17 protein-coding genes and 1 tRNA gene are annotated in these 17,418 nt (G+C 57.7%); 13 read left to right on the top strand and 5 right to left on the bottom strand.

Annotated elements, in window-relative coordinates:
* Positions 1 to 177 precede the first annotated feature (177 nt).
* The 4 genes from GOB83_RS08175 (at position 178) to GOB83_RS08160 (ending at position 3,073) form a co-directional block, all read left to right on the top strand.
* Positions 178 to 810, top strand: coding sequence for a Maf family protein (locus tag GOB83_RS08175; protein WP_165925731.1), 633 nt, complete (start codon positions 178 to 180; stop codon positions 808 to 810).
* Between the two features lie 99 nt (positions 811 to 909).
* A tRNA-Ala gene (locus tag GOB83_RS08170) sits at positions 910 to 985 on the top strand.
* Positions 986 to 1,159: 174 nt separating this feature from the next.
* A complete protein-coding gene (locus GOB83_RS08165) occupies positions 1,160 to 1,696 on the top strand; it encodes a Spy/CpxP family protein refolding chaperone (RefSeq protein WP_233129171.1) in 537 nt (178 codons plus the stop codon).
* A 144-nt stretch (positions 1,697 to 1,840) separates the two neighbouring features.
* Entirely contained in the window at positions 1,841 to 3,073 is a 1,233-nt protein-coding gene (locus GOB83_RS08160) for a multidrug effflux MFS transporter (protein ID WP_165925730.1), read from the top strand.
* A gap of 9 nt (positions 3,074 to 3,082) precedes the next feature.
* Here GOB83_RS08160 and GOB83_RS08155 read toward each other — a convergent pair whose 3' ends face one another.
* The 4 genes from GOB83_RS08155 to GOB83_RS08140 form a co-directional block, all read right to left on the bottom strand.
* Entirely contained in the window at positions 3,083 to 3,478 is a 396-nt protein-coding gene (locus GOB83_RS08155; protein ID WP_086646928.1) for a hypothetical protein, read from the bottom strand.
* A gap of 34 nt (positions 3,479 to 3,512) precedes the next feature.
* The gene (locus GOB83_RS08150) at positions 3,513 to 3,698 is read right to left on the bottom strand and encodes a Trm112 family protein (protein ID WP_059024588.1); all 186 of its coding nucleotides are present in this window, start codon (positions 3,696 to 3,698) and stop codon (positions 3,513 to 3,515) included.
* A gap of 22 nt (positions 3,699 to 3,720) precedes the next feature.
* A complete protein-coding gene (locus GOB83_RS08145) occupies positions 3,721 to 4,362 on the bottom strand; it encodes an LON peptidase substrate-binding domain-containing protein (protein WP_086646953.1) in 642 nt (213 codons plus the stop codon).
* Between the two features lie 74 nt (positions 4,363 to 4,436).
* The gene (locus tag GOB83_RS08140; protein WP_165925729.1) at positions 4,437 to 5,393 is read right to left on the bottom strand and encodes a tetratricopeptide repeat protein; all 957 of its coding nucleotides are present in this window, start codon (positions 5,391 to 5,393) and stop codon (positions 4,437 to 4,439) included.
* Between the two features lie 237 nt (positions 5,394 to 5,630).
* Between GOB83_RS08140 and uvrA the strand changes: the two genes are divergently transcribed.
* From uvrA to GOB83_RS08100, 8 genes are all read left to right on the top strand, one after another.
* Positions 5,631 to 8,495 (top strand): excinuclease ABC subunit UvrA, encoded by a 2,865-nt coding sequence (uvrA, locus tag GOB83_RS08135; protein WP_165925728.1) that lies wholly within the window; start codon positions 5,631 to 5,633, stop codon positions 8,493 to 8,495.
* The gene (locus GOB83_RS08130; protein WP_242005789.1) at positions 8,495 to 9,313 is read left to right on the top strand and encodes a creatininase family protein; all 819 of its coding nucleotides are present in this window, start codon (positions 8,495 to 8,497) and stop codon (positions 9,311 to 9,313) included. Before uvrA ends, GOB83_RS08130 begins: the two co-directional genes overlap by 1 nt.
* Before the next feature lie 135 nt (positions 9,314 to 9,448).
* Entirely contained in the window at positions 9,449 to 10,651 is a 1,203-nt protein-coding gene (locus tag GOB83_RS08125) for a YVTN family beta-propeller repeat protein (protein WP_165925726.1), read from the top strand.
* Between the two features lie 67 nt (positions 10,652 to 10,718).
* The gene (locus tag GOB83_RS08120; protein WP_165925725.1) at positions 10,719 to 11,942 is read left to right on the top strand and encodes a DUF2075 domain-containing protein; all 1,224 of its coding nucleotides are present in this window, start codon (positions 10,719 to 10,721) and stop codon (positions 11,940 to 11,942) included.
* Positions 11,943 to 12,149: 207 nt separating this feature from the next.
* Positions 12,150 to 12,710 (top strand): NifU family protein, encoded by a 561-nt coding sequence (locus tag GOB83_RS08115; RefSeq protein ID WP_086646923.1) that lies wholly within the window; start codon positions 12,150 to 12,152, stop codon positions 12,708 to 12,710.
* Between the two features lie 102 nt (positions 12,711 to 12,812).
* A complete protein-coding gene (locus GOB83_RS08110; protein ID WP_086646922.1) occupies positions 12,813 to 13,397 on the top strand; it encodes a malonic semialdehyde reductase in 585 nt (194 codons plus the stop codon).
* Positions 13,397 to 14,089, top strand: coding sequence for a tRNA (adenosine(37)-N6)-threonylcarbamoyltransferase complex dimerization subunit type 1 TsaB (tsaB, locus tag GOB83_RS08105; RefSeq protein ID WP_095349498.1), 693 nt, complete (start codon positions 13,397 to 13,399; stop codon positions 14,087 to 14,089). Before GOB83_RS08110 ends, tsaB begins: the two co-directional genes overlap by 1 nt.
* Entirely contained in the window at positions 14,089 to 14,547 is a 459-nt protein-coding gene (locus tag GOB83_RS08100; RefSeq protein WP_242005788.1) for a GNAT family N-acetyltransferase, read from the top strand. The genes tsaB and GOB83_RS08100 overlap by 1 nt, the downstream gene beginning before the upstream one ends.
* 81 nt (positions 14,548 to 14,628) lie before the next feature.
* Here the strand turns inward: GOB83_RS08100 and purD are convergent, their stop codons facing one another.
* Positions 14,629 to 15,918, bottom strand: a complete 1,290-nt coding sequence (purD, locus tag GOB83_RS08095; protein WP_194301340.1) for a phosphoribosylamine--glycine ligase — start codon at positions 15,916 to 15,918, stop codon at positions 14,629 to 14,631.
* Positions 15,919 to 15,961: 43 nt separating this feature from the next.
* Between purD and xseA the strand changes: the two genes are divergently transcribed.
* Complete coding sequence (gene xseA, locus GOB83_RS08090) at positions 15,962 to 17,410, top strand: exodeoxyribonuclease VII large subunit (protein WP_165925724.1); 1,449 nt, start codon at positions 15,962 to 15,964, stop codon at positions 17,408 to 17,410.
* Positions 17,411 to 17,418: the final 8 nt, after the last annotated feature.

Here is a 17,418-nt window from a genome sequence, read left to right as displayed (position 1 = left end):
ATCCAGAAAACATCCAACCACCCCTGTGTACAACTCACCGGTTCACGAGAGTTGCAGGTTGTGCCCGGTACTCGGTACGGCCATGTTCTGAACTCCGTACAATCCACATGTACCCCGGTACTAAGGGAAGTACTCACAGCCCCATTTTTCACCAGTACCTGAAAGAGACTCGCTTCCGTGACTGATTTAGTACTAACGCCGACTCTAATACAGAACAGAGCGGACAAACTGCTTTTGGCCAGTGGTTCTGCTGCCAGGCGGCGTATTCTGGAAAATGCCGGACTGGCCTTTGATGTTGAAGTTTCTGATGTGGATGAGGCGCATATCAAGCACGAAGGCTTACAGCAGAACTGGTCTGCCGATACGGTAGCCCTTCGCCTTGCTGAAGCAAAAGCGCTCTCGATTCAAAAAACCGATCGGCTTGTGATCGGGGCGGATCAGATGCTGAGCTGTGATGGCACATGGTATGACAAGCCGGAGGGACTGGCAGGAGCCCGCCAGCAGTTGCTTGAGCTGAGGGGAAAAACACACACCTTACATACTGCGGTCGTGCTGTGCCGGAATGGGCATATTCTCTGGCGGCATGTTGCCTGCCCAAAGTTGAGCATGCGTACCTTTTCACACGCATTTGTGGAACAGTATCTGGCACAGGAGGGAGAGGCCTGCCTCGGCTGTGTTGGTTCTTACCGGCTGGAAGGTCCGGGCATACAGTTGTTTGCTGCAATAGAAGGAGATGCTTTTGCCATTCAGGGTTTGCCGCTCCTCCCCCTTGTTGCGGCACTGCGTGAGATGAAAGTACTCCCAGATTAAAAATTAGGGCTTGTCAGCATTTTAAGTAGGTTGTAAGAGGCTCAACACACACCGCAGGACTGTTGCAAAACAGGACAGGGCAGTGTGTGACAGAACAGTGGGGCCATAGCTCAGTTGGGAGAGCGCTTGAATGGCATTCAAGAGGTCGGCGGTTCGATTCCGCTTGGCTCCACCAGTTCTTTAAAATCCTCAAAATAGCATAATCCTCCAGCCGCCGCGTTCAAGCGGTTCTGCTGCTTTGTATGCGTTTTGAGTGCAATGCCTTTTTTCAGACATATCCGGGTGCCACTGTTCCGCACAGGCAGGGTGTATCGCCTTGTAGCTTGGTATTCATGAAGACGAAGGCTGAATGATGAAAAGAGCATTGCTGGCAACAACACTGGTTATGGGCCTTGCAGCTTTTTCCGGGTCTGCGGTGCGGGCGGAAGAAGCCGCTCCTCCAGTCGGGGCTCCTCCTCCGCCGCCGGAATGTGGTGGCATGCACCACGGGCCGGGTGGGCACATTCTTAGGCTGGACGGGATCAAACTGACCGCCGAGCAGAAAAAGAAGATCAAGGCTGTGCTCGATGCCAACCGGCCGGAAGACCCCAAGGCAGGTATGGAGCAGGCGCATGCCCTGCAGGAACGGATCCGCACCGTGCTGACAACACCAGGCCCGGTTGATCAGGCCAAATTGCAGGATCTGGAACAGCAGATCAGCGCGTTGCATACGCAGCATGCCCTGCATAAGCTCCAGGTTGAAGCCCAGATTCATGATATTCTGACCAGCCAGCAGCTCAAGCAGATTGCCGAACAGCCTGACCATCCGCCCGGTCATCACCCCGAATGTGGTGGCAAAATGCCGCCGCCGCCTCCCAAGCCTGCCCAGAGTGGCAAGGCAGAGTAAGCCAGATTCAGGGGCTGCCGGTTTGTCCGGCAGCCTTTTTGGTAAGATACGCTGCCCGAGCAGGAGATGCCCGGTTTTAGGTGGTGGACAAAAGCGGAGTGACGGGAGAAAAAAAGACCCATTCTTTCTCCGGTAATTCACGAGATGACATCTTCTCCCACGGCCCCGTTATCCTCTTTTCCATTCAGGCTTATTTTCCTTCTGGGGCTGGTCACGGCCATTGGGCCATTAGCGACAGATATGTATCTGCCCGCTTTTCCATCGGTTGAGCACGATCTGGGAGGTGGGGCCGGGTCTGCACAGTTTACGCTGGGGGCGTGGTTTTTGGGGCTGGCGCTGGGCCAGTTCTCCCAGGGCCCTCTGTCTGATCGGTTCGGGCGCAAGGGGCCACTGATTGTGGGGCTGGGTGTGTATGCTCTTGCTTCTGCCGGGTGTGCGCTGGTCAGCAATTACCATCTGTTCTGCGTGTTGCGTTTTATTGGTGCGTTTGGTGGGTCTGCCTGCGCGGTTATTCCGCGTGCGATTGTGCGGGATGTGGCAACAGGCAAAAAAGGCGCACATATTATGGCGCAACTGACACTGGTTTTTGGTGTCATGCCTGTTCTTGCTCCGGGGCTGGGGAGCCTTGTTTTAAAAATTGGTGACTGGCGTTGGATGTTCTGGATTGGAACACTCTATGCGGTTGCGGCCATTATGGGTGTGCTGCTTATGCTGCCCGATACGCTGGCGGTCGAGAGGCGTATCCGTTTCCGCCCAGTGGAAATTTTATGGCGCTATCAGGGTATTTTGCGTGAGCCTGTCTTTTTTTCCAATGCCCTGATCACAACATTTTCCACTTTTGTCATGTTCGCCTATCTGGGGAGTGCCCCTGTTCTGTTTGAGCAGAGGTTGCATTTTTCGCCCGGGGCGTTCGGGCTTTTCTTTGGTGCCAATGCGGCAGCTTTTATTCTGGGCACCCAGATCAACGGGCGTTTGATACATCGTGTATCCATGCCTGCCCTGTTGGATGGGGCTATTCTGTGGGCCTTTGTGCTGGGGTGCGCCTTTGTGGCTCTGGCCTTGGCGGGTGTGGTCGGGGTTGGTCACCCATGGCTGACCTGTGTCTTTATTGTGGGACTAACCGGAGCTTTGGGGTTTATTGGCCCAAATGGCACGGTCATGTCCTTTTCCCGCCATGGGCATCATGCGGGGAGTGCGTCTGCCCTACTGGGGACCATGCAGTACAGCTTTGGCTCGCTGAGCAGTGTGCTGGTTGGCCTGCTGCCCGGAGGGGGCGCCATACCAACCGCCATAGGCATGATGACCGGCGTTATGGGTATGGCCATAGGGGATCTTCTGCGGCGCAGAACATCCCACCTGTATGATGCAGAGCATTAACGCGGCGCGTTATTTGGATTTTTGCACCTGCCCGTTGTCCGGCCTGCCGTAAACAGCCTGCGCCTGAGGCGTAATGGTATGGCCATCTTCCGTAAGCATTGGGCCAGCAGAGCCACCTCCATCATACATGGGGGGCAGAACTTCGTAGTGGTCTTCGGGTTTGGGGGGCGTATCCGGTTTTTTTATGCCTGCGGCCCGCTGGGCTGCATCCAGCTTTTCCTGCCGTTCGACATCTCTTTGTGCGGCCCGTGCCTCTGCCGGTGCGGCCTCGGGTAAAAAACGGCCGGGGCGTTCGGGGGGGAGATCAATATCATCCCCCTCGATCAGATGGTGGCAACCTGCCAGCAATGGCGCGAGCAGGAGCAGCCTCCTAAAACAAGCACTGTTTTTTTTTCCCAGAAGCATGGGCAAATCCGAGGCAGAGGGAAAAAAACGTCAGTCAGCCTTCAATACGGCGGGCTTCATCGGGCAGCATAACGGGAATGCCATCAAGGATAGGAAAGGCCAGTCCGGCTTTTTCGCTGATCAGTTCATTGGTCTGCGCGTTAAAAACCAGTGGGCCTTTGGTCACGGGGCAGACCAGAATGGACAGAAGGCGCGGATCAAGCGGTGCTGTATCGGACATAAAACGGTTCCCACATATATTGTCAGGAAGGAGGGCCTTCCTGTTCCGGACCGGACAGGTCTAGCAGCGTTTGCAGGACCCGCACACGGTCTGTCAGATTTTCTGCATCCAGCAATGCCTGTTTTTCCGCCGGAGGGAAAGGACAGATCATGGGTAAAGTCACCAGAAGCAGGCTGTCGTCCATCTGTTCTATCAGGGACCAGCGGGCATTCAGCCCTTTTTTTTGAAAATAACTCTTCAGCGAGCTCAAAAGCTGGGGCCGATCAAACGGTTCGGACGGAATTTCGTTCAGATCCCCCGCAAAGGAGGATACGTCAATACGCGCAACCCGGTACCCACGGCGCAGCCCTGTCTCACGCAGCAGGCGGAAGCGGAGCAGGCCGGTCAGGGTCATGGCATAGGTGCCATCGGCCCGTTCGGTCATGGATGTCAGGCGACCAAGGCAGCCGGTGGTATAAAGGGGCGGTGCTTCGTTCCCTTCGTCCTCATCTTCCTGCCAGCGGGGCTGGATCAGGCCGATCAGCCTGTGTGATGCCAGGGCATCTTCCACCAGTGCAATGTAGCGGGGTTCAAACACATTGAGTGGCAGCTTGCCCCGGGGCAGGAGCAGCACGCCACTAAGCGGGAAAAGCCCCACTTCTGGCGGAATATCCGCCAGTGTCATGTCCCCCAGCCGTGGAATACGGCGGGGAACATCATCATCTACAAACAGGGGTGTTGTGCGGGGCAAGGTGCTGATCAGGAGAATAGGAGGGAGGACAGGCGGCGGCGGGACAGAACCGTGGCGGGGTCATCGTTCCCCCATGCTTCAAAAAAGCGCAGGAGCTGCTGACGGGCGGCGCCATCCTTCCAGCCCCGGTCGGCCCTGATGATGTGGAGCAGTTCGTTTGCGGCATCCTCCCGCTTGCCTGCGGCGTTCAGGGCCGTGGCCAGTTCACAGCGGGCTTCGTAGTCTTCGGGGTTGGCGTCCAGCCGTGCCCGAATACCTTCCATGGCTTCGGCTGCCTGACGGCCTTCCTTTTTCAGCTCAAGGGCCGCACGGGCCCCGGCAACTTCCGGTGCATCCGTAATTTTTGCAGGCACATCGGCCAGAGCTGCGGCTGCGGCCTCTTCATCATCAAGGGCCAGCATGGCGCGGATCAGCCCGCCCCAGGCTTTGGCGTTTTCAGGCTCTTCGCCAATAACAGCGGAATACATGGCTGCGGCTGCGGCATGCTGGCCTGTTTCCATGGCCACATCGGCTTCGTGCAGCTGCTCGGTTGCGGGCAGAGTGCCGCCCCCGCTGGCTTTGAGCAGGTTTTCTACAAACTTTTTTACTTCGCTTTCAGGCAGGGCACCCTGGAACACGTCCAGAATCTGCCCTTTCCAGAAGGCTGCCACAAGCGGGATGGACTGGAGCGGCAAGCCAGCCTGTGCAAGCTGGCCAGCAAGGGCGCGGTTGGCTTCAATATCAATTTTAACCAGCCGGACCTTGCCTTTGGCAGCGGTAACAACTTTTTCCAAAATGGGGGTCAACTGCTTGCACGGGCCACACCATTCCGCCCAGAAGTCCACCAGAACGGGCACGTTCCGGCTGGCGTCCATAACGTCGTGCATAAAGCTGGCCTGTGTACCGTCGGTAATTACAGCAGCAGCACCCGAGCCACCTAAACTGTTATCCGAGCTCGGGGCTGGCTGACCGATCAGATGCTCCATCTGGTTTTGTTCCTCAAATTTCTGTCACGCAGGCAAAATGGTACCTGTCATGCTTTTGGCCACAGTACATCACTTGTGTCTGTAAATGGTCAATCATGCCCGCAAGCGCAATGGTCAGAATGGCCGGTCAGGGCATTTTGCATGGCGGCTCCCTCTGGTGTGTTTCATGGATTGCATAGGGACGGATTAAAGCGCCATAATAGAGGACAAAACAGGAACGACGGTAAAGAGCTCTTCATGACAAAATCAGGTCTTCGAGGTCAGCACAGCATTCGGGTGCGTGGGGCGCGTGTCCATAACCTGAAGAATGTTGATATTGATATCCCCCGTGACCGGCTGACCGTCGTGACCGGGCTTTCGGGGTCGGGCAAATCTTCTTTGGCGTTCGATACCATTTACGCGGAGGGCCAGCGCCGGTACGTGGAGAGCCTGTCCGCCTATGCGCGCCAGTTCCTGGAGCTTATGGGCAAACCCGATGTGGACTCCATAGAGGGCCTGTCCCCCGCGATTTCCATCGAGCAGAAAACAACATCCAAAAATCCGCGCTCTACCGTGGGGACGGTCACGGAAATATATGACTATATGCGTCTGCTCTGGGCGCGGGCAGGTGTGCCGTATTCCCCCGCCACCGGCCTGCCTATTGAGGCGCAGACCGTAACCCAGATGGTGGACCGTATTCTGGCCATGCCCGAAGGCACGCGGCTTATGCTGCTGTCCCCCGTTATTCGGGACCGCAAGGGCGAATACCGTAAGGAACTGGCCGAACTCCAGCGCAAGGGTTTTACCCGTGTGCGGGTGGATGGCACGTTGTACGAAATTGCAGAAGCCCCGAGCATGAACCGCAAACTCCGCCACACGGTGGAAGTGGTTGTGGACCGCGTGGTGGTAAAACCCGGCGTGCAAACCCGTCTGGCGGATAGTCTGGAAACCGCGCTGACCCTGAGTGATGGCATTGTCTATGCCGAGGAAGTGCTCAAGGATGAAGAACGCGAACCGGAAAAACTGGTTTTTTCATCGCATTTTTCCTGCCCTGTCAGCGGGTTTACTCTGGAAGAGATAGAACCGCGCCTGTTCTCCTTCAATGCGCCGCAGGGGGCCTGCCCGGCCTGTGATGGTCTGGGGGTGGAAACATACTTCAACCCGGTTCTGGTTGTGCCCGATATCGCACTCTCCCTTAAAAAAGGTGCTATTGCACCATGGAAAGATGCAAAATCTCCCCTTCTGGAGCAGACACTGCAAAGTCTGGCAAAGCATTTTGGCGTCAGCATGGATACCCCATGGCGCGACCTGCCCGAGCAGGCCCAGAACGGTATTCTTTACGGTGTGGAAGACGATATAAGCTTTACTTATCAGGATGGTAAAAAAAGCTATGTTGTCGAACGGCCGTTTGAAGGGGTTCTGACAAGCCTGCAAAAAAGACTGGCCAATACGGAGAGTGCGTGGGTCAAGGAAGAACTTTCCCGTTATCAGTCAGAAAAAGCCTGCCATGTCTGCCATGGTGCACGCCTGCGGCCGGAGGCCCTGTCTGTTCGTGTGGCGGACAAAACAATTGCGCAGGCCTGCGACCTCTCCATTGGGCATGCGCTGGGCTGGTTTGACACTGTTTTGCCAACCCTTACCCCTCAGCGGGCAGAAATTGCCCGGCGTATCCTGCGTGAGATTCTGGAACGTCTGAAATTCCTTGATGATGTGGGGCTGGATTACCTGACCCTCTCGCGCGGGTCAGCCACCCTTTCTGGGGGGGAGAGCCAGCGTATCCGTCTGGCAAGCCAGATTGGATCGGGGCTTACAGGGGTGCTTTATGTGCTGGATGAGCCGTCCATCGGGCTGCATCAGCGCGATAACGCACGCCTGCTGGGTACTCTCGAGCGGTTGAAAAACCTTGGGAATACACTCATTGTTGTCGAACATGATGAGGACGCCATAAGAAGCGCTGACTGGCTGGTAGATATGGGGCCCGCAGCCGGGGTTAATGGCGGTCAGGTTGTTGCACAGGGTACGCCGGAGCAGGTTGCCAAAAACCCCGATAGCCTGACAGGCGCTTACCTGTCTGGTCGCAAAAGAATTGAGGTGCCGCAACAGCGCAGGCCCGTGAACAAAAAACGGATGCTTACGGTGGAAGGGGCAACAGGGCATAATCTTAAAGATGTCACCGCGCATTTTCCGCTTGGTACATTTACATGTGTAACCGGTGTTTCGGGGAGCGGTAAATCAACCCTGGTGATTGATACACTTTACAAGGCGCTCTCGCGCCAGCTTATGGGGGCTGCCACCTCGCCCGAGCCGTATAAAAAAATCAAGGGCATGGAACTGCTGGACAAAATTATTGATATTGACCAGTCCCCCATTGGCCGCACTCCCCGCTCCAACCCCGCAACCTATACCGACCTGTTCACCCCCATCCGGGACTGGTTTGCCGAACTGCCAGAAAGCAAGGCCCGAGGGTACAAGGCGGGGCGTTTTTCCTTTAATGTCAAAGGGGGACGGTGCGAGGCCTGCCAGGGTGATGGCGTGCTTAAAATAGAAATGCACTTCCTCCCCGATGTGTTTGTTACCTGCGATGCCTGTAAAGGTGCGCGCTATAACCGCGAAACACTGGATATCCGCTTCAGGGGTAAAACCATAGCGGATGTGCTGGCCATGAGTGTGGATGAAGCCTATCCGCTCTTTTCCGCCCAGAACCGGATCCGCGACCGACTGGCCATTTTGCAAAAGGTTGGTCTGGGCTATGTGGCACTTGGCCAGCAGGCAACGACCCTATCGGGGGGGGAAGCACAGCGCATCAAACTTTCCAAGGAGCTGGCGCGCAGGGCTACGGGCAGAACCGTCTATATTCTGGATGAACCCACAACCGGGTTACATACAGAAGACGTTAGAAAACTTCTGGAAGTTTTGCATGCACTGGTCGATCAGGGGAACACGGTTATCGTGATCGAGCATAATCTGGAAGTTATCAAGACTGCGGACTGGCTTATAGATGTAGGGCCAGAAGGGGGCGATGGTGGTGGCACCATTGTTGCCGAAGGCACGCCCGAAACCATTGCTGCATGCAAAAAAAGCTATACGGGTCAGTTTCTTGCCCCTCTTCTGGTGCAGTCATAATGAAAAAAGCATGGTTATACGGTCTGTTTTTAGGGGCGTTGGCAGTATCACCCCTGCCAGCGCAGGCCCAGTGCCTGAACCTTGCCAGAAGTGTTCTGTTTGAAAAACTGACATGGACCGAAATTGCACAGGATATATCCTGTGGTTTTACAACCATTATTGTGCCTGTGGGGGGTACGGAGCAGAGTGGACCGTACATAGCCGTTGGCAAACACAACAGCCGTGTGCAGTTTCAGGCTGAAAAAATAGCCCACCAGTCGGGCAGAACACTGGTGGCTCCTGTGGTGGCTTATGTGCCAGAAGGGGGTACGGCTCCGCGTACATCGCATATGCGCTTCCCCGGTACCATTACATTACCACCCGATGTGTTTGACAGAATGCTGGCTTCCATTGCCGAAAGTTTTCGGGTGCAGGGGTTTAAGCTGGTTGTTCTGATCGGTGATCACGGTGGTTACCAGAAAGATATGGAAAAACTGGCCGCACAGCTGAATGTGCGGTGGCAGGCCACGGGTGCGCGGGTGCTGTATGTGCGGGATTATTACAATGTGATCCCCCACCAGTATAGCGAATGGCTCCGGCAGAATGGCTACAGGCTGGATGTGGGCCAGCATGCGGATATAAGCGATACATCGCTCATGCTCGCGGTTGATCCATCCATGGTCCGGGAGGAGGCCTTGCGGCACGCACCCAACCCGTCTGCGGCGCAGGGGATTTATGGTGGAGACCCACGGCGGGCCACGTCCACACTGGGGCAGCCCGGCTTGTCCATGCAGGTGGACGCGGCCGTTAAAGCCATTGATGATGCGCGCAGCAAATAAATATATAAAATAATTTTTCTATAATAATAAATGAAAGATTTTAACCACCCCCGAATAGACGTTATTTACGCCGCATGATAAATGCGGAGCCGTATCAGGAGTTAAAGTGATAACAGGCACAGAAGGGTCTGGGTTATGGGTTTTAAACAGTATCTGGTTGCGGCGGTTGCCATTGTTGGCATAAATGCTGGCAGTGCGCCCGGTTGGGCGCAGGATGTTGGCACTCCGTCCGAGAGCGGGAGCAGCACGGCGGCTCCTCTGGTGCAGACCATTCCTGGCATGCCCCCAGTCCCCAACCCTGCCAACCTGTATAGCGAGACCGGGGTAGGCCACATTGCGCCGGAAGTGGCGCAGGACCCCGAGCGGGTTTACGTGCCCAACCTGCGCTCGAATGATGTGTCTGTCATCGACCCGACCACCAACAAGGTGGTGGACCATTTTCCTGTGGGTAAAAGCCCCCAGCATGTTGTGCCGTCATGGGACCTGCGCACCCTGTGGGTGACCAATAATGCGGAAGGCACCGTGCATGGCAGCCTGACCCCCATTGACCCGCGCACGGCCCGCCCCGGCCCGTCCATTGCGGTGGATGATCCCTACAACATGTATTTTACGCCCGATGGCAAATCCGCCATTGTGGTGGCCGAAGCCCGCAAACGTCTGGATTTCCGCGACCCGCATAGCATGCAGTTGCAGCAGTCCATTGATGTGCCCGAGTGCAAGGGCGTCAACCACGCCGATTTTTCCATAGATGGGCGCTACGCCATTTTCACCTGCGAATTTGGTGGCCATCTGGTCAAGGTGGATATGGTTGAGAAAAAGGTTCTGGGTTACCTCAAGCTGTCCAGTGGTGGCATGCCGCAGGATGTTCTGGTCTCCCCCAATGGCAAAACCTTTTATGTTGCCGACATGATGGCCGATGGCGTGTTTCTGGTGGATGGGGATACATTCCGCGAGACAGGCTTTATCCGCACGGGGCTGGGTGCGCATGGGCTGTACCCCAGCCGTGATGGCACAAAAATGTATGTTGCCAACCGTGGTTCCCACCTGATTCATGGCCACCCCCACAGCAAGGGGGGCGGGGTTTCGGTTATTGATTTTGCTACAAACAAGGTTGTGGCAACATGGCTTATCCCCGGTGGTGGCAGCCCGGATATGGGCAATGTCAGCGCGGATGGTAAAGCCCTGTGGCTGTCTGGCCGCTTTGATGATGTCGTTTACCGGATTAACACCGATGATGGTAGCATGATCAGTATTCCGGTTGGGCAGGAGCCGCATGGCCTTACCGTATGGCCGCAGCCGGGCCGCTACTCCATTGGTCACACGGGTATCCTGCGCTAAAAACCACCGGGTTTTCTGGACGGATCAAAAGCCTTTCCTCATAATGGAGGAAAGGCTTTTTTGTTTTATGGGGGTAAACGTGGTGGATAGGCAGAACAATCAGGCTTTGCAAAAACTCTCTCCCGATCGTTCTCTTTCCGTAGAGCAGGAGCAGCTGTGCCAGCAGGTTGTCAGGTTCTGTCAGGACCACGTTGGGCAGGGGAATGCTGTTTTTGTTATTGAAGGTGATGCAGGAACAGGAAAAAGTATTGTTATCAATAAAATTTTTAACGAAATACAAAAACTGTCCCGAAAAAAATCAGCTGCAAACCCGTTAACGGGGACAAAAAATTATCTCTTGGTCAATCATCCAGAGATGATGAAACTTTACAGGAACATCTCGGAACATTCGCTTTATGTGAAAAAGAAAGACTATGAGCGCCCGACAACTTTCATCAACACCATGCACAAAACCGGGCAGATGGCGGATGTGGTTCTGGTGGACGAGGCGCACCTTCTTTTAACAAAATCCGATAAATACAACAGGTTTGCACAGGATAATCATCTTGAAGAGATTCTGAAATGTGCAAGGGTTGTTGTACTGGTTTTTGATGACAAGCAGGTTCTCAAGTTCAAAAGCCATTGGACAAGGAATATGCTGGAAACAGTTCTGGCCCAAAAGCAGGTGCAGACCTGTCGGCTTAAAAACCAGTTCCGTATGCACGCTGGTGCACAGACATGTGCATGGATAGATGCATTTTGCAAAAAGACCATTCTGCCGGTTCCCCATGATCCGTCTTTTGACCTCAGGGTTTTTGAGGATGCGCAGGATATGTACGATCTGGTGCGCCAGAAAAACACCGAGTTCGGCCTCTCCCGCATGGTGGCAACGTATGACTACCCCTACCGGCTGGATGGTCAGGAGCATTTTGTAACCGAAGGGCGTTTTCGCCTTAAATGGGATATTGCCAAACCCGAAGCCCGCCTGCCATGGGCCGAACGTGCCGATACAATAGATGAGGTCGGCTCCGTTTACACCGTTCAGGGGTTCGACCTGAATTACGTTGGTCTGCTGCTTGGCCCATCCGTAAGGTGCGATAGCGCGGCTGATACCCTGATACTTGACCCGACCCGGTATGAGGATGGCGCAGCTTTTGCCGGGCGTAGTGGTATTGCCCAGCCCAGGCAGACCATGGAGCGGATCATGCTCAATGCGATCAATGTGTTGATGACGCGCGCGGTCAGGGGGCTTTATATTTATGCTCACGACCCCGCGTTAAGGGCACGTCTTGTTCAGCTCCGGGCCGGGTAAGGGGGCAAAGGGCCAGGGCTGAATGTCGTGCACGGCATGGCTGCCTTGTGTGGATGTCGGGCGGGAACGGCCCAAAACAGCCCTTTCTGGCCCTGTTCCGGGGGCTGGTGGCACTAAAATTTTCATACAGAACTTGTTCTGTCCTCATTCTGGTGCCAACTGAAAGGTAATCATACAGGTTTACCCTACAGATCGGACATTTCCGCCATGTTTATCGAAACCGAAGGCACCCCCAACCCCGCAACGCTCAAGTTCCTGCCCGGTCAGGCCGTGGTAGGGGATGCGGGCACCATAGACTTTATTGATGCCGACGCCGTGGTTGGCCGCTCGGTTCTGGCCGATGCGCTGTTTGCCCTGCCCGGTGTTGCCCGCGTGTTTTTGGGGAATGACTTTGTCTCCGTCACCAAGTCCGACAGCGCGGACTGGGAGGAACTGCGCCCGCTGGTGCTGTCCACCCTGATGGATCATTTTGTGGCGGGCCTGCCGGTTGTTGCCGAAGGCGTTGCTGTTCTTGAAGACGACATTGCCCCAGAAGATGCGGAGATTGTTGTCCAGATCAAGGAACTGCTGGATACGCGCGTACGCCCTGCCGTTGCGGGCGATGGTGGGGATATTGTTTTTCGCGGGTATCGCAACGGGGTTGTGCGCCTGACCATGCAGGGTGCGTGCTCCGGCTGCCCCTCCTCCCGCGCAACGCTCAAGCATGGGGTGGAAAACATGCTCAAGCATTACGTGCCAGAGGTTGTCTCGGTCGAACAGGTGGACTGAGCAGCCCCTGCAACGGTGGCTCTTTTCGGCGCGGGATGCTTGCCTTAAAAGAGGGAAGTCACGCGCCGGAGCAAGCTGGCGCAGCAGGAGGCAGGACAGAACATGTTGGACGCAAGTGGGTTAGAACTGCTGTTTACAAAGGCGCGAACCCCCCTGCGCTGGACGACCCGCCCTGTGGAGGAGGCTTTGTTGCGCCAGATATATGATCTGGTGCGCATGGGGCCGACCTCGGGCAATTGCTGCCCTGCCCGCATTGTTTTTATTACAGGCTCCAATGGGCGCGAAAAACTGCGCCCTGCCCTGTCCGCAGGGAACGTCAACCGCGTTATGGGGGCACCGGTTATTGCTGTGCTTGCCCATGACCCGCTGTTTTTTGAACAGCTCCCCAAGCTGAGCCCGGGGGAAGAACTGCGCTCCTGGTTTGCCGCCGATGTCGGTTTGTCTGAGGAAACTGCTTTTCGTAATGGCACCTTGCAGGGCGGGTATATGATCATGGCGGCCCGCGCCCTTGGGCTGGATGTTCTGCCCGTTTCAGGGTTTGACCAGTCCGTGGTGGAAGACGCTTTTCTGGCCGAATGGGGCTGGCGCGCCAACTTCCTGCTCTGTCTGGGGTATGGGGACTTTGCTGGCCAGCCCGAGCGGGCCCCCCGGCTTGAGTTCGATCAGGCCTGCCGGATTGTAGAGTAGTGGTGCAGCGTATTCTGGTGCTCGACGGGAGCCCCGCAGGCGACCATGCCTGTGGCACGGCGGCCTGTGTTACCAATACAGATGGCGTGTTGCAGGTGCTTGCCTTCAGGCAGGAGGCCGGCAAGCAGGCGGCGGAAGGGCTTAGCCTGCTGGCAGCACAGGTTTTGCAGCAGGCTGGCTGGTCACGCGCACAGGGGAGTGCGCCGGATCTGGTTGCTGTTGTGGTGGGGCCGGGGTCTTTTACCGGCCTGCGGGCGTCCTGTGCTGCGGCGGCAGGGTATGCCGTAGGTGTGGGGTGCCCGGTTGTGGGGGTCACGCGGGCAGAGGCTCTGGCCCCGGAACTGGATGCCGCCCTTGCCGCTCAGCCAGACCCCATGGCTGGTTGGCTGGTGGTGACCGCCGCCCGGCGTGGCCGCGTTTTTGTGGAAGACAGGCAGGGTGCGCGGGCCGTAACCATAGCAGACTGGTCCGCCCCGCAAGGGCGGTGGCTGGTTGCAGGTGAATCCCGCGCTGATCTGGCTTTCCCCTCCGCGATCCTATGCCCGATTACCCACCCTGATGTAGAGCAGGTTGCGGCTACGGCCCTACGCCGGATGCGTGGGGACTTGCCACCGCGTGGCGCACTGCCGGTTTATGTGGACCCGCCGGAGGCCAAACTGCCAGCCAATGGGTTGCGGGCTGCTCCGGTCTAATGGGTCTGCCGCAAATGCAGTCTGTGGGGGTGGGGCACGCGGCTGTGCTGGCCTGCCTGCATACGCAGTGTTTTACCCCGCAGGAGCAGTGGGACACAGCCGCCATGCTCAGCCTGCTCGGCTCAGCCGGTGTTTGCGCCGGGTTGGTGCTGGTGGGGGAGCAGCCCGCAGGGTTTGTCATGTTGCGTTGCGTGGCGGGGGAGGCAGAAATTCTGACCTTGTGCGTGCTGCCTGCATACAGGCGGCAGGGGCTGGCCGCGCAGTTGGTGGCATGGAGCCTTGCCTACGCCAGAGCGCAAAAGGCCGAAATGGTTTTTCTGGAAGTTTCGGTCGGGAACCCTGCGGCACAAAAGCTGTATGCACAGGCCGGGTTTGAACAAAAAGGCCTGCGCCGGGCCTATTACCCCGATGGGTCCGATGCCCTTGTGCTTGGGCATGTTCTGGAGTGTGGCGGGTAAGGCCCATGCCGCCGGGGGTGCCTTGCAGCATGGGGTATGCTGGTTTACGGGGCCAGATTGACCCCGTTTTTACCCGGTTGCTTACAGGGCGCGGTTGCCAATATCCGTCCGCCATACCGCACCATCCCACGTAATGGCCTTAACACCGGCATAAGCGCGCTTCTGGGCTTCTTGCACCGTGTCTGCCAGAGCGCAGACAGCCAGCACACGCCCGCCTGAAACCACCAGTTCTCCGGCCATGTTCTGTGTGGTGCCTGCCTGAAAAACCCGCACCCCTTCCAGAGCATTGGCTGTGTCCACCCCATGGATTACGGCCCCTTTTTCCGGGCTGCCGGGGTAACCCCGTGCCGCCATGATCACGCAGACCGATGCTTGGTTGGAAAATGTAATGGGGGCCACGTCCAGCCGGTCCTCGGCCAGTGCCTGCAAGGCAGGTAGCAGGTCCGACGTCAGGCGTGGGAGCAGGGCTTCGGCCTCGGGGTCGCCAAAGCGCACATTGTATTCAATCAGCGATGGCCCGTTTTCGGTCAGCATCAGCCCGGCAAAAATGACGCCCCGGAATGGCGTGCCCCGGCGTACCATTTCGCGCAGCATGGGGCGCACCAGCAGGTCCAGTGCGGCTTCCTGCTCTGCCCGGCCAAAGCCTTTTGGGGGGGATACGGCACCCATGCCCCCGGTATTGGGGCCTGTATCCCCATCTCCAATGCGTTTGTGGTCCTGTGCCGCACCAATCAGGCAGGCGGTTTCCCCCGCACAGAAGGCAAAGAGAGAGACCTCCTCCCCTACAAGGCAATCTTCGATCACCACGCTGCGCCCGGCATCGCCCAGTGCGCCACCTGTCATCATGTCCGTAATGGCGGCTTCGGCTTCGGCTACGGTTGTGGCAACAACAACGCCCTTGCCCGCAGCCAGCCCGTCGGCCTTGACCACGATGGGCGCTCCTTTGCGGCGCACATAGGCAATGGCGGAGGGCGCATCCGTAAAGCGTTCCCATGCCGCGGTGGGAATACCCGCCGCATCGCAGACTTCCTTGGTAAAGCTCTTGCTGCCTTCAAGCTGGGCGGCGGCCTGCGTGGGGCCGGCACAGGGCAGGCCCGCCAGTGCGCAGGCATCGGCCAGCCCTGCGACCAGTGGCGCTTCGGGGCCGGGTACTACCAGATCAATCTTCTGCTCGCGGGCAAAGGTTACAAGGGCTGCCACATCATGCGCGCCAATGGGCACGTTGGTTCCGCAACGGGCCGTGCCGGGGTTGCCGGGGGCAATGAACAGCGCGGAAAGTGCTGGGGATTTGGCCAGTGTTTCGGCCATGGCATGTTCGCGGCCGCCTGAGCCTACCAGAAGTACGCGCAATTCTTTTCTCCTGCTGTTCATGTCTGCTCTTTCAGGGCGAGCGTCTGTAGCATAGGTTGTGCGGATGCACGAAGAGTTTGGAGCCGCCTCCCCATCTGGCGGCAATGTCCCTGAATATACGGTTTCGGAAATTTCCGGCGCAATCCGGCGTACGCTGGAGGGGTCGTTCAGCCGCGTGCGCGTGCGCGGCGAAATTACGGAATTCAAACGCTACCCCTCCGGGCACATCTATTTTTCGCTCAAGGATGAGCAGGGCAAGATTTCCGGCGTGGTCTGGCGTGGCAGTGTCAGCCGCCTTGGGTTGGTGCCTGAAAACGGGCTGGAAATTATTGCAACCGGCAAGGTCTCCGCCTACGGCGAGCGCTCAAGCTACCAGCTTATTGTGGAACGCATGGAATATGCGGGCGAGGGCGCATTGCTCGCCTGTATTGAGCGCCTGCGGATAAGGCTGGGGGAGGAGGGGCTGTTTGACCCCGCCCGCAAACGACCCATTCCCCTTCTGCCGCGCGTGATCGGGCTTGTTACATCCCCGCAGGGGGCTGTGCTGCATGACATCTGCACAACGCTCCGGCGGCGCTTCCCCCGGCCTGTGGTGGTGTGGCCCGTGCCCGTGCAGGGTGAAGGTGCTGCCGCCCAGATTGTGGCTGCCATTAACGGTTTTTCCGCGCTGGATGGCACAGGGGCCGTGCCTCGGCCCGATGTGCTGATAGTCGCACGCGGTGGCGGCTCGCTCGAAGACCTGATGGCCTTTAACGATGAAGGCGTGGTGAGGGCAGCCGCCGCCTGTTCCATCCCCCTGATCTCGGCCGTAGGGCATGAGACCGATACAACCCTGATCGACTTTGCATCCGACCGCAGAGCGCCCACCCCCACCGCGGCGGCAGAAATGGCCGTACCTGTGCGGAGCGAACTGCTGGCCGAAATTGAACACCGCGCTGCCCGTGCCACAGGTGCACTGGCCCGGCAGATGCAAACCGCCCGCCTGCGGCTGGACAGGGCAGCCGCCGCGCTACCGGACCTGCCCGGCCTGGTACAGACCGCGCGCATGCAACTGGATGACCGTGCCCGCAGGCTGGACGTGGCCCTGCCCGCCCTTGTCCGCCGCCGTAAGGCGGACCTTGTGGCGGTGGAGCGGCATATGCCTGCGGTGGAAACACTTCTGTCCGGCCGCAGAACACGGCTTGCCGTACTGGGTGGCGCGTTTGTGGGGGGCATGCAGCACACCCTGCAACGGCAGGAAGTGCGGCTGGGCCGCTGCCGCGTGTCCCCCGCCCCCCTGATGGCGCTTTTGCGTGAGCGGCGGATTGCGCTGGCAGGGGCCGCCGGGCAACTGGAGGCAGTATCTCCCCAAGCAGTGCTGGCACGCGGTTATGCGCTGGTCACAGCAGATGGCCACCCCGTGACAAAAGCCGCAGGGCTAAGGAGCGGGCAGCAGGTTGACCTGACTTTTGGCGATGGCTCCTGCCGTGCCATTATTGGTGGCCAACCCGCGCAGGGCCTGCTGGACCTGTAAGCCTGATG

The organism is Acetobacter fabarum (assembly GCF_011516925.1).
Taxonomy (GTDB): domain Bacteria; phylum Pseudomonadota; class Alphaproteobacteria; order Acetobacterales; family Acetobacteraceae; genus Acetobacter; species Acetobacter fabarum.
This window is presented reverse-complemented; position numbering and strand designations above follow the sequence as displayed.